General features: G+C 44.6%; 11 protein-coding genes. 3 read left to right on the plus strand and 8 right to left on the minus strand.

Features of this window, described 5'->3' with window-relative positions:
• From RMO27_RS09440 to map, 3 genes are all read right to left on the minus strand, one after another.
• On the minus strand, positions 1 to 374 hold a 374-nt coding region (locus tag RMO27_RS09440; protein ID WP_309731696.1), incomplete at its 3' end, for a sigma-70 family RNA polymerase sigma factor.
• Positions 375 to 721: 347 nt separating this feature from the next.
• A complete protein-coding gene (locus tag RMO27_RS09445) occupies positions 722 to 1,021 on the minus strand; it encodes a hypothetical protein (RefSeq protein ID WP_309731699.1) in 300 nt (99 codons plus the stop codon).
• Between the two features lie 83 nt (positions 1,022 to 1,104).
• Positions 1,105 to 1,932, minus strand: a complete 828-nt coding sequence (gene map / locus RMO27_RS09450; protein WP_309731702.1) for a type I methionyl aminopeptidase — start codon at positions 1,930 to 1,932, stop codon at positions 1,105 to 1,107.
• 327 nt (positions 1,933 to 2,259) lie between these two features.
• Between map and RMO27_RS09455 the strand changes: the two genes are divergently transcribed.
• The gene (locus RMO27_RS09455; protein WP_309731703.1) at positions 2,260 to 3,495 is read left to right on the plus strand and encodes an OFA family MFS transporter; all 1,236 of its coding nucleotides are present in this window, start codon (positions 2,260 to 2,262) and stop codon (positions 3,493 to 3,495) included.
• 33 nt (positions 3,496 to 3,528) lie between these two features.
• On the opposite strand, the gene RMO27_RS09460 is transcribed toward RMO27_RS09455, so the two are convergent.
• On the minus strand, positions 3,529 to 4,320 hold the full coding sequence (locus RMO27_RS09460; protein ID WP_309731705.1) for a GNAT family N-acetyltransferase: 792 nt from the start codon (positions 4,318 to 4,320) through the stop codon (positions 3,529 to 3,531).
• Between the two features lie 124 nt (positions 4,321 to 4,444).
• Between RMO27_RS09460 and RMO27_RS09465 the strand changes: the two genes are divergently transcribed.
• Complete coding sequence (locus RMO27_RS09465) at positions 4,445 to 4,978, plus strand: DNA phosphorothioation-associated protein 4 (RefSeq protein ID WP_309731708.1); 534 nt, start codon at positions 4,445 to 4,447, stop codon at positions 4,976 to 4,978.
• Positions 4,979 to 5,096: 118 nt separating this feature from the next.
• Complete coding sequence (locus RMO27_RS09470) at positions 5,097 to 6,722, plus strand: B12-binding domain-containing radical SAM protein (protein WP_309731710.1); 1,626 nt, start codon at positions 5,097 to 5,099, stop codon at positions 6,720 to 6,722.
• A gap of 118 nt (positions 6,723 to 6,840) precedes the next feature.
• Here RMO27_RS09470 and RMO27_RS09475 read toward each other — a convergent pair whose 3' ends face one another.
• The 4 genes from RMO27_RS09475 to RMO27_RS09490 all read right to left on the minus strand — a co-directional run bounded on the left by RMO27_RS09475 (position 6,841) and on the right by RMO27_RS09490 (position 12,766).
• Positions 6,841 to 9,063, minus strand: coding sequence for an O-linked N-acetylglucosamine transferase, SPINDLY family protein (locus RMO27_RS09475; RefSeq protein ID WP_309731713.1), 2,223 nt, complete (start codon positions 9,061 to 9,063; stop codon positions 6,841 to 6,843).
• Between the two features lie 73 nt (positions 9,064 to 9,136).
• A complete protein-coding gene (locus tag RMO27_RS09480) occupies positions 9,137 to 11,350 on the minus strand; it encodes an O-linked N-acetylglucosamine transferase, SPINDLY family protein (protein ID WP_309731715.1) in 2,214 nt (737 codons plus the stop codon).
• A gap of 192 nt (positions 11,351 to 11,542) precedes the next feature.
• Positions 11,543 to 12,079 carry a type IV pilin-like G/H family protein gene (locus tag RMO27_RS09485; protein WP_309731718.1) on the minus strand — a complete coding sequence of 179 codons (537 nt, stop codon included), beginning with the start codon at positions 12,077 to 12,079 and terminating at the stop codon, positions 11,543 to 11,545.
• Positions 12,080 to 12,229: 150 nt separating this feature from the next.
• Entirely contained in the window at positions 12,230 to 12,766 is a 537-nt protein-coding gene (locus RMO27_RS09490) for a type IV pilin-like G/H family protein (RefSeq protein WP_309731720.1), read from the minus strand.
• Between the last annotated feature and the right edge of the window lie 319 nt (positions 12,767 to 13,085).

Consider the following 13,085-nt stretch of genomic DNA (forward strand, 5'->3'; position numbering starts at 1 on the left):
TGCAAACGATCGCGCAGAATATTGCCACCCAACATGATGACCCCGATCTGATGCAGCCGCGATCGATCCTGTGCCAAAGTTTGACGTCGATCCGATGCAACATTCCAAGCGATCCGATAGAGCCAAGTTGAAAATTGAGCATTCTGGCGAAATTTGGGTAATCCTTTCCACGCACGTAAAAATACTTCTTGGACTAAATCGTCCAAGGCGATCGGATCGCCAAGCTGATAAATAATTTGGCGCACGCGAGCTTGATGGCGACGATACAACAGCCGAAAACTCTGGCGATCGTTGCTGTCGATACAACGTTTAACCAACAGCTCGTCAGCGATCGATTCAGCCGCATCATTCGCACCTAGCAACTGCTCACCCATTTAAGATATCGATCCATCCTAATCAGCTCACCACACTTTCGTCTATACCAGTTTAGACAGGCTCACCAGCAAAAAGGTTCACTAATGACTCCAACACTCAAACTAGTACCAAATTCGATCGACTGTAAATCCAGTTCAGATGATAACGATCCTCCCCCTTTGCGTCCTTAGCGGCGATCTCTAATAACCCTCACTCCAAGACCAAAAACCTTTGCGTCCTTTGCGTTAAAACATCCTCACCCAGAACCAGGTTCTCTAGCCAAAAAGTATCGACTAAAAATCCACCAGGTCTAAATAATAATATCTAGATCTAGTGGATTCAGGTACGTCTATTCAAAGAGTAAATGTTAGTTGTGCTTAGTACGATAGATCGTATTAGAAAGACGGTTGAGACGATAGTTGAGGCGGTGTTTTTCACCTTGAGTCAATTTGCCACCACTCCGAACATCCCGACGTCGTGACGCTTCGATATTATCTTGTCGGCGTTCGAGTCGCCGATACTCTTTGGGCGAAATCGAACCATTTTTGACACCTTGATAAATTCGGTGTTGTTGATTATTAGTCCGGTTTTGGATCGGCCCTGCTTGTGCAGCTAGCGGCGTCAATACTAACAAGCCAGTGATAATTGCAACGATCGATCTGTTCATGAGGAGATTCCCTTGCTGTATTTGGTCTTCTCATCTTTAGACAGTTAAGTTGCCAGATCGGTTCAAGATCGAGCCAATCTTTTTTAAACTAAACTGCGATCGGTCAAAATTTCATAACCATCCTTAGTTACCAAGACAGTATGCTCGAACTGCGCCGACAGGGATTTATCGACTGTTACTGCCGTCCATTTGTCTGGCATCATTTTGGTAATCTTCGATCCGGCGTTGATAATTGGCTCGATCGCGATCGTCATCCCCGCTCTGAGCTTCACATTTGGCATTTCGCGCGTGCGGAAATTAAATACCGATGGTTCCTCGTGCAGATTGCGCCCGACGCCATGTCCGGTAAAATCTTCCACGATACTAAAGCCATTGCCCTCCACATGGTCTTGAATTGCACCAGCAAGGTCTAGCAAGTAGGCACCTTCTTTAACCTGTTCGATGCCCTTGTAGAGAGCTTCCTCGGCGATGGTAATTAGTTTAGCGGCTGCGGGAGTAACGGTACCGACACCGATCGTGATACAAGAATCACCATGAAAACCTTGAAAGAAGGCACCCGTATCGACTTTGAGTACATCGCCTTGCTTGAGTACTTTTTTACGGTTGGGGATACCATGCACCGCTTCATCATTAATACTCGAACAGATGGAAGCCGGAAAGCCATATAAACCTTTGAAACTAGGAATCGCATCCATTTCCCGAATTCTTTTCTCAGCGTAAGCATCCAAATCTGCTGTCGTCATCCCAGGCTCCACCATTGTCATAATTTCTTTTAAGACAGTGGCGACAATCCGCGAAGATTGGCGCATGATCCCAATCTCCCGCTCGGTTTTGATCTGAATCCCCTTTTGTTGTTTCTTTTCGCGGGTGGGTTGCTGCTTTTGTAAAAGTAAATCGCTGAGAATATTCATATCGTGGTGGAGCAGGCTGGGTAAAGGTGAGTTAGTTGGGGTTAGACTGTATCCTTCTCATCTTAATACTTTCTTCGATCGTTGGCATAGGTGCTGCATGAGAGAACTAGGCGATCGACCATCGTCGATTGAATCTATCGATCGCTGTCGAGATCGAAGCAGTACTGAAAAAGATTGTATTTTTACTTTGGCAGGAGGTCTATTTGACGATCGATCGCGATCGAGTGCTTTTTTGCACTTGTACTGGATGCGATGACTCACTTTTCGTCTATACTTCATACCTTATAAGTATAAATTTGTCTAGACTATTGAGACATAAAAGATCTAATGAACGACCTGAAAATATTTGGCTTACCTGCTCGGCAAGGTCGATGGCTATTTTTACCAATGGGAATTATAGCGATGCTCTGCTTGGGTACAGTTTATTCCTGGAGCATTTTTCGCAAGCCGCTGACAGAAGCTTTTAAACAGCAAGGAATGACCATTGGGGCAACAGATACATTGTTACCTTTTGCGACATTGCTGGTCGTATTTGCAATTTTGATGCCGATCTCGAGTAGATATATCGAACGTTATGGTGCAGCTAAAGTAACCGCTGTCGGGGGGACGATCGTGGGCTTGGGCTATTTTCTCTCAAGTTTCGCCACCAGTATTCCCCTATTGATTATTACCTATGGTCTGATTGCCGGAGCTGGTATTGGTATTGTCTATGGTGTACCGATCTCCGTCACCGCTAAGTGGTTTCCCGATCTCAAGGGATTGACTGTCGGTTTAACTGTAGTTGGCTTTGGTCTATCACCATTGATTACCGCACCCCTAGCCAAGTTTTTAATCGATACTTATGGCATTGATAGCACGTTTAGAATTCTCGGGGTAGCTTTTACGGTGATTTTAGTAGCGATTGCAACTGGACTTAGGTTTCCGCCAGCAGACTGGCAACCCAGTCCCCAGTTTAGTGCCAGCCCAGCTAGTCCCAAACCAGATCGCTTGCTGAGTTCGCCGAGCTTTTTTGCACTGTGGAGCTGCTATGCGATCGGTACCCTGGCTGGTTTGATGGCGGTCGGGATTGCCACTAACGTTGGCAAGGAAATCATCGGACTGGACACCAATACAGCTACTGCCTCGGTATCAATTTTTGCCATCTTTAACGGGATCGGTCGCCCAATTTTCGGTTGGTTGACTGATCGGATCAAGCCCAAAATGGCTGCGATTCTCTCTTATGTGATGATTCTAGTTGCCTCGATCGTGATGCTAAATACTGGTAAAGGTCAGGTTGTCAACTATTTCTTTGCCTTCAGTTTACTCTGGTTATCTTTGGGCGGATGGCTCGCGATCGCCCCTACGGCCACACTGTCGATGTTTAATCCGGCTAATTATACTAAAAACTATGGCATAGTTTTTACAGCTTATGGGGCAGGAGCTTTGGCTGGAACACTAGTTGCTGGTAATGCCAAAGATATTTTTGGGAGCTATACCAATGCTTTTATTCCGACTGCGATTCTCTCAATTTTGGGCATCTTAATTGCGACTTTCGCGCTCAAACCCGATCCTAAAAGTCAGTAAGTATAAATTCCATAGCCGATCGATCGCACTGTATTATGACCCATTGGCTCCAACCTGATGCCTCACCCACACATTTGGCTCAACATAAGTACCTCGATCGAATTGGCGATCGACGACTAGTGTACTCAGCATCTCTGGGACGACATAGGTAGCACTGACAGGAAACTTCATGTTTAGCCATTCCTCCCACTCAGCTATTTTTCCGGTATAAGTCATTGATTCTGTGCAAGGTCGGATCACTTCTCCACCAATGTTGATGTGTGTTCGCAGCCATGGGTCGAAAGGTTTGCCACAAGAGTTTTGCCATTTTAGATACTCGCTAATTGTGATGAGTGGGTAGAGATGTTTTAGCGAGGGACGAACTGGAGCAACAACATGATTGAGTGATTGAGCAGCGGCGATTTGTTGCATAGCCATAATTGCGGCACATCCATAGCCTTTTCCTCGATAATTGGGACTGACTGTAATGGCTAAAGCCGTAAGTGTATCTGTCGTTGCACTCATACAGTAGTCCGAGATTCCCTGATTGATTACCCAATCCCATCCCTGATTAGACAGACCCGCCATGCCACCATGAAGGGCAAAAGGCAAGGAGTTTCCACATGCTACCAAGTCATCTGCATTGTTATATAGTCCGAATTGGTAACATGGCCAAAACTTGTAGATTGAAAGCCAACTTAGATCGGGAGACTGGAAAGCTTTAGGGAGGTTTGCCTCAAAAGTGTATCTAGGCCAATTTTCGTCCATCAGTTCCTCCATGTCATTCTGAAGAGATGAACGTTCCGCAATCGTAACCAGATGCAATTGTGCTAGCGGATTATCCATGATTTGTCCTGATTAGATTCAAATGTCATAGTACGCTACTAGGGTAGCAACTTAAAGCGGGACACCTTGGAGGGTGACATCACGGCTGTTACCAAGGTACCAAGCTATATTAATTAATATACCCATGTCTGAAAATCGGATTCGAGTAGCTAGAGATAAAGCTGAATTAGTCAAATCATTAATTGGATCGACTGAAAATAACAGTCCCTTTCAGACTTATGCTGACGTAATTCTATTTGCAGCCGTATTGGGTGCAAAACAGCAACAACGGATACCCCTGGGTGAAATCTCCAAAAAAGAGCCAGGGCCGATTAGTATTGAGATCTTTATCGCACGCGGTTACGATCCGGTGATGAAACTAATCGCGATCGCCGCTACTGAAAATATTAATGTGATTTCACCAGATCGATCGGATGTCGAACAACAGCGGATTCAGATTTTTGAAGAATATGCCAATGGTGGTTTGGATCTGCTCGATCGAGAGTTATGTGGTGCGGTAGACTATACCGAGCGAATCTTGCTGATGTTGTCGGTTGAGTCCACTCAGAGATCTAGTCAGCCAAGTCAATCTGCCGATCCGAATTTATCTAATTTGACAGGCGCAGATCCCACCACTACCGATCCTGTCGAATTCGATCTCCGAAAATTCTTGGCTTGAATCGCGCTAAACATGTTGCCAAAGAAACAAAACCAACTAAACTAAGGTCAGTTAAGTTTAGTTGTATGCGTCCATCATTCCACCTAGCGGGGAATGCCGTTACTTGGAGATAATATTTATGAACGTCCTGCTCCTCTATCCTCGATTTCCCAAGAGCTTCTGGTCATTTGAGAAAATGATCGAACTGATGGGTCGCAAAGCTTTAATACCACCATTGGGATTGATTACCGTCGCTGCGATCCTCCCCCAAGAATGGAATTACAAACTCGTCGATCTGAACGTTCGCGAAGTTACCGAAGCTGAGTGGAGTTGGTCGGAGTTGGTAATTTGCTCGGCGATGATCGTCCAAAAACCAGATTTACTCGCCCAGATTCAAGAAGCCAAACGCCGAGGCAAGCGCGTTGCCGTCGGTGGACCTTATGCTACTGCCTTACCCCACGAGGTGTCAGAGGTGGGAGCCGATTATTTAATTTTAGATGAAGGCGAACTGACGATTCCCTTGTTTGTCGAAGCCGTAAAGCAGGGTCAAACATCAGGTAAATTTCGTGCGCCCAACGGCGAACGTCCCGACGTCACTACGACTCCGATCCCCCGCTTTGAACTGCTGGATTTCGATGCATATGCTGAGATGTCCGTTCAGTTTTCACGCGGTTGTCCGTTCCAGTGCGAGTTCTGCGATATTATTGTCCTCTACGGTCGCAAACCCCGGACTAAAGATCCCGCCCAAATGCTCAAGGAACTCGATTATCTCTATGAATTGGGTTGGCGGCGGAGTATCTTTATGGTCGATGACAATTTCATCGGCAACAAACGCAATGTCAAACTGTTGCTGCAAGAACTATTGCCGTGGATGGTGGAGCATAAGTATCCCTTCTCCTTTGCTACTGAAGCTTCAGTAGACTTGGCTAACGACCAAGAACTGATGGATATGATGGTCAAGTGTAACTTTGGCTCCGTGTTCCTGGGAATTGAAACTCCAGATGAGGAAAGTCTGGCACTGACGCAAAAACACCAAAATACCCGCAGTTCCCTCAGCGAAGCGGTCGAACGCATTGCCAAATCGGGGATGCGCGTGATGGCTGGCTTTATCATCGGCTTCGATGGTGAAAAAACAGGTGCGGGACAACGCATCGTCAAATTTGTCGAACAGACAAATATCCCTACCGCTGTATTTAGTATGCTCCAAGCATTGCCAGATACGGCTCTGTCGCATCGGTTAGAACGGGAAGGCCGCCTACGCGGTACGGCAGATGGCAACATCAACCAAACCACGCTGATGAACTTTGTCCCCACCCGTCCGCTCGAAGACATCGCCATCGAATATATGGATGCCTTCGATGAATTATACGAGCCATCAAAATTCCTCGATCGCACTTACCGTCATTACCTAATGCTCGGTGAAGCTACCTATCCTTATAAAGGTGAAGGTCGCACGAAAGCCATCAGTTTGCTAGTCATCCGCGCACTGCTGATTATCTGCTGGCGACAAGGCGTGGTGCGTTCCACCCGCTGGCAGTTCTGGCGCAATCTCTGGAGCATGTACAAGCTCAATCCAGGTGGGGTCAGTAGCTATTTGGTCACATGTGCCCAAATCGAACACTTCTTGGAGTACAGAGGCATTGTCCGCCGCGAGATCGAATCTCAATTAGCAGACTTCCTGGCTGAGGAAGCCAAAATTAAAGCAGCCGCAACGGAAGCTGTCAAAGTTGAAGCAGTAGATGTGATGGCTGAAACTGCTGTCTAGCTAATAGACAGTAGTGCTAAAAAATCTGGGTAGGGGTATGTCTTGATTCGGGAAACCCGAGGAGTGCGAATCGCTTCATTAATTACCCCTACCCAGATTTTTTAGTGACTATTCGAGATTAATTGTGTGAGTAATCTACGATCGATCGATCTCCATTCTGCTCTTGATACTTTGCCCACATGTCCCGATAAGCTTGCTCTAGATCGAGCGTAAATTGTTTGGCATTCCAGACAGGTGCGGTAGTTCTACCCGATCGCAATTTACCCTGAATTGTATCTCTTAAATCGCGATCGAGTCCCAATCTGACGCCCCACTCGATATATTCCGATTGACTCCAAGCAATCCCTTCTTCAATTCCGGCATTGAGCATGAAGGTATAACTATTGCGCGCGGCAAATTGTTGTCCGACTTGAGTCACCATCGGGATGCCCATCCACAGGGTTTCGAGGGTCGTCGTGGCACCATTGTAGGGGAAAGTGTCTAAAACTATATCCGCGATCGCCAGATTGGCGCGGTGAGTAAATTCATCGGCAGCCTGGGGGAGAAAACGAATCCGATCCATACTAATCCCTACTTCAGCGGCTAGTTTACCAAAGAAGTCTTGAATAGTTGCCGCATCGCTCTTACCTTTGATCAGGAAATAGCTATTCGGTACGGCTTTGATAATCTCCATCTGCGCTCTAATGCAATCTGGATGACGTTTGTAACCAATCTGGCTGCTAAAGTAAACAACAGCATCAGCCGGAATATCTAAATCTTCGCGGCGCAGCGTCGGAATCCCTACTTCAAATCCTTCGACACCTAGATAAGTTTGCGGTAGTCGCCAGATTTTTTCTTGGTAATAATCCTGAGCATCATCAGGCAACACGTAAGGATCGGCAATAAAATAATCGATCGATGGCGAGCCAGTAGCATCCCAACCCAACCAAGTAATTTGGATTGGTGCGGGTTTACAGGCCATCACGAAACAACTAATATCGAGGGTCAGGCTATCGAGATCGATTAAAATATCGATCTCGTCTGCTTTGATTTGAGCGGCAATTTGTTCGGGACTATTCTGAAAGTAATAGCTAATATCGACTTTATCGCGAAACCACTGATGATTAAATCCATCATTTGGATTTTGATTGACACAGTAATTAAATACTTGAAATGATTGGCGATCGTGGTATTTGAATAGCCATCTTGTTAGCCAACCTACCGAATGTGCTTTGAGGGTAGAAGCTAAATAACCGATTCTGAGTACGCCTTGTTGTTTGGCAATTATGCAATCATTTGCGCTGGGTATCAGGAGGAGATCGCTAGCAATTTTATTGATATTATGATGATAAATTGCAGCAATTTGATTCTGTACAGATCGATATTTGCGGGGATTATCTTCAGCATACGCGAGAAAGACAGATGAAGTAATCAAATGGAGAATTTGTTCTCTATTGAGATCTTGGGGGCAATCTCGAACAACCTGCTCTAGTGATTGCCAGTGTCGATTTATTTTATTGATGCCATCTTGCCAATCGCCAGCAGCAAGACTCGACCTCTGAATCATATAACTGGCAAATAACTTGTCAATTGGGCTGGAGACAAGTCGATCGTAATTTTCGGCAGCAGCGATCGATCGATCGTGATTGCCAGTATCAGAATACATCAATACTAAGGCTTGATAAACTCGGATATTCTCAGGGCAGAGTCTCTGACATACCTCTACTAATCTAATTGCAAATTGGCCAGTTTTTTGCTGGCAAAATAAATTGAATGCAGCGACAACGACCTTGCTAATCATTACATGACGGGAATCCCCAAATAACTGGAGACAAGATTCGATAACTTCTAATCCTAGATCGGTATGGATATTTTTTAAGACAATGGAGATTGTCTCTTTGAGTAAATCTTCATCAATATCGCCGATCGACACTGTCTGTAATAAATTTCCGATCTGCCATTCAGATAATTGTTCTTCAGCTAATAGATCGAGTTTACTGGCGAGACTAATCATCTGCAAGCTATTGTCAATTCGATCTGGTGAGATCGACCATAAATGTTGACGGAGTAACCATGCTTTCTCAAAATCCAGGATTTGAGCTTGGTAATTTGCCTCTCGATTCAAAATTACTAATAATTCATCTGTAAAAGTATCGATTTCATCAGAGTCAGCTACTGACAATGGCACGAACCAAATCGCTTGAGCATCATCTTCTCGACCTGATAATAAATAACTAATCCCTAAATACCAATAGTTGTCTATTCTTGTCTCATCTGCTGAGATCGCAGCTTCATAAAATTCACTAGACTGAATCGAGCGATGGAGATCGATCGAGGTGGATACATCTGCTACTGTTTGCATTGTTAAGTATGAGTTTATTCAGGAATCAAAGCGGGTTTAGGGAGGTTCAGATCGATGATGTAATTTAATTCAATTAATTTAAATCTTGTTGCTGTTCCTGATATATCGCCCACATCTGTCGGTAAGCTTGCTCTAGATCTCGTGTAAATTGTTGGCCATTCCAGACTGGTGCTGTGGTACGTCCCGATCGCAATTTACCGTGAATTTTATTTCTTAAATCTCGATCGAGTCCTAACTTGATACCCCACTCGATATATTCAGCCTGACTCCAAGCAATCCCTTCCTCGATCCCCGCATTGAGCATAAAAGTATAACTATTCCGTGCTGCAAATTGCTGTCCGACTTGAGTTACCAGCGGAATCCCCATCCAGAGAGTTTCGAGAGTAGTGGTGGCACCATTATAGGGAAAAGTATCTAAAACTACATCCGCGATCGCGAGATTGGCACGATGGGTATATTCATCGATATCTCGCTCTAAAAAGCGTAATCGATCGATACTAATCCCGACTTCGGCAGCTAATTCACCAAAGAAACTTTGAATAGTTGCCCCGTCACTCCTACCTTTAATCAAAAAGTAACTATTCGGTACGGCTTTGATAATTTGCATCTGTGCCCTCACACAATCTGGATGACGTTTATAGCCAGATTGACTACTCAGATAGACGATCGCATCAGCCGGAATATCTAAATCTTCGCGCCGCAGTGTCGGTGTACCGATTTCAAAACCGTCAATAGCCAGATATGTCTGTGGTAATCGCCAAATTTTTTCAGAGTAATAGTCTTGAGCATCATCAGCTAAGACATAAGGATCGGCAATAAAATAATCTACAGTTGGAATCCCGGCTGAGTCCCAACCTAGCCAAGATACTTGAACTGGAGCTGGCTTGTGTGCCATGACTAAACAAGTCATGTCATAGGTAACACTATCTAGATCGATTAAAATATCAATTTTATCTGCCTCGATCTGAGCGATGATTTGCTGGTATGAACAATTTAAATAAGAAGTAATATCGGCTTTGTCTCTGAACCATTGATGGTTAAATTCATCAGTTTCACTAGAATTAAGACAATAGAGAAATATTTGAAAAGACTGGCGATCGTGATGGTGTATTAGCCACCGACTCAGCCAGCCGACTGAATGACCTTTTAGTCCAATGCTGATGTAACCAATCCTCAGACAGCCAACTTGTTTGGGGAGCGATGATTCAGTAATATCTATGCCAGCGATCGGCTGCTGAATCTGCTGCCGAACATTCTGTTGATAGATACTTACTAGTTGATTTTGCAATGATTTATTGATGCGGGGGTTATCTTCTGCATATGGCAAAAAAAATGATGATACAGCTAATGACTGATATTGATGTCGCGCTAAGCCACTTGGGGAAGACTGAATAACTTCTGCCAACAATTGTCGGTGACGATCAATTAACCGATCTTTGTCTTTCCAGTTGCCAGCAGTAAAATGCGTTCTCTGAAGTTGATAGCTGGCAAATAATTTACCGAGCGAGCTTGATGTCAATTGATAATATTGTTCGGCAGTCGCGATCGCTTCGTGATAAAGCCCAACACCTGAATATAAATAGTTTAAAAGCTGTAACGTACTTAAAGTATCGGGTTGCAACGAATTACATAATTGCGCTAAGGCGATCGCAAACATCCCCGTTGTTGGCTGCTGGTTAAAAACTTCAAATAAGGTATTTGCGATCTTGTCAATCAGTGTCGCTCTGCTCGACGTCAACCCCTGCAAACACGTTGTGATAATTTCCAAACTGGGATCGGTATCGATTTTGATTAACGATCCCAATACTCTCTCGATCAGATCTTCATCTAGGCGATCGATCGTCGTTTCCTGCAACAGTTTATTCACTTGCCACTCAATTAGTGAAGCTGTCGTCAGCGTACCAATCTTGTTAGCTAGGTAAATTAAGTACAACACATTTTCGACTCGATCGGGTGCTAGGTTCCAGAGATGTTGGCGTAGTAACCAAGCTTTCTCTAAATCTGGTATTTTAGCTAGATCTAGCGCAGTTCGTTCTAAAACTCCGACTAGATCGTTAGTCAAATTTTCAATATCAATGTCAGTTGCTGTAGCTAAAGGTGTAAACCACGCAGCCTGTGCGTCATCCTCTCTACCTGCCAATAGATAAGCAACTCCTAAATGCCAATAGTTACTAGCAATCGTCTCATCCGTACAGACTGCTAGTTCATAAAAATTGATCGCATTTGAATGCTGAGGGGATAGTTGCTCATTCTGAGCATCCGTGGGGGTAGATATCGATACCTGCATGAACTTAACCTTTACAAAGGACAAATCATCCTTCAGTATAAATATCTGTAGGTCGAGATCGAATCGCGGTAAACACGGAACAAAATCGCTCGCTCGATCATACTAACCGTAAATTTACTGATCGATCGATGAAATCCAATTTAAACTAACGATCGCCTTCCAGCGCGTCAGCGTCAGGTCGAGAATTAATAATTAGAGACTTAGAGTCTTCTGATCTGCCGTACAAGTAGGGGTAGTTCCAGTATTGATAGTCGGTACCGTTGCACTCGCACCAATAACTCTTGTCTCACAGAGCACATTACCAATGACACTTTGACTCGCACTGTTGCTAAAGCGAGTATTTGCACCGCTATAACTTTTGAGAGCTGAATCGGCGGCACTAGCCGTTACCGTCGCTGAATCGGTACCACCAGCGATCGCGTAATTATAGTTAGAAGTATTGCCAGTAGCACCACCAGTCACACTACCGATCGCCAAAACATCAAAAGAAGTTGCAAATTGGCTATTTTCAGCTCGGTAAGAGTTCTGAGTTTTGTTGACTAAAGCAATGTTTTGTTTTGCTTCACTTTGCTTGGCCTTAACATCTTGGTTGAGAAAATTAGGCAGCGCAATTGCACCGAGAATCCCAATAACAATAATCACAACTAATAGCTCTACTAATGTAAAACCTTTTTCGCGTTTTTCAAGGTTGAGATATTGGATAAATTTAGCTTGTATTTCGGTTCTCATTTTGAAATATCTCCGCGAGAATTAAGAGTATATGGGCTGGGATGCTGAAAATAACTAAAAAGAAGCGGTGGGCGAGATGCCCACCGTTGATATTCAAGCTAGGTCTATGACAGCTTGGCAAATTGCAAGCCGCACATAGGATCTGATTACCTAGAGACTTAGAGTTTTTGAATCTGCGGTACAAAGAGCTGCACTAGTGTTAGTAAAAGTAGGTGCAACGCCGATAGTGTTGACGATCTTCATCTCACACATCACAGTACCGATGACACTTTGGCTGGCAGAGTTGCTATAACGAAGAGCACCACCACTAGAGCCTTTGAGAGCTGGATCGTTGGGCTGACTAACGACAGTAGCTGTATCGGTACCACCAGCGATGGTGTATCGGAAGTTGGAAGTAGTACCAGTCGCGTCACCAGTAACACTACCGATTGCTAAAACATCAAAAGAAGTTGCAAATTGGCTGTTTTCAGCACGGAAGGAGTTCTGGGTTTTGTTGACGAGCGCAATGTTTTGCTTGGATTCAGATTGTTTCGCTTTGGAAGCTTGGTTGAGGAAGTTAGGCAATGCAATCGCAGCCAAGATACCGATGATGATGATGACGACTAAGAGTTCTACGAGTGTAAAACCTTTTTCGGATTGTTTGCGGTTGAGGTGTTGGATGAATTTAGCTTTTAGTTCAGTTCTCATTTTGATTGTTTCCGGTAAGGGTTGGGGTGGTTTGTTTGCTTCGTGTCCTCAGCTTACCCACTTGTTTCAATTTACCTATCACCCCTACCAAACTTTTTTTCAAAGATCTTTTGCAATAGGCGGTTATCCTCCTCCAAACCCAACCAACACACCATTCCTCCCCTGAAAAAATCCCCTCCTCGGAGGGGTGCCTGAAAGGCGGGGTGGGTCAAAATCTCTGCTGCAACTATTTCGATCGGCTGCCATTGACGTCGAAAGTAGGTTCAAAGAACTAATAGAGATGATAGCAAGTAGCGGAGATCTACCCACCCCGCCCTAC

Source organism: Chamaesiphon sp. OTE_75_metabat_556 (assembly GCF_031378165.1).
Classification (GTDB): Bacteria; Cyanobacteriota; Cyanobacteriia; order Cyanobacteriales; family Chamaesiphonaceae; genus Chamaesiphon.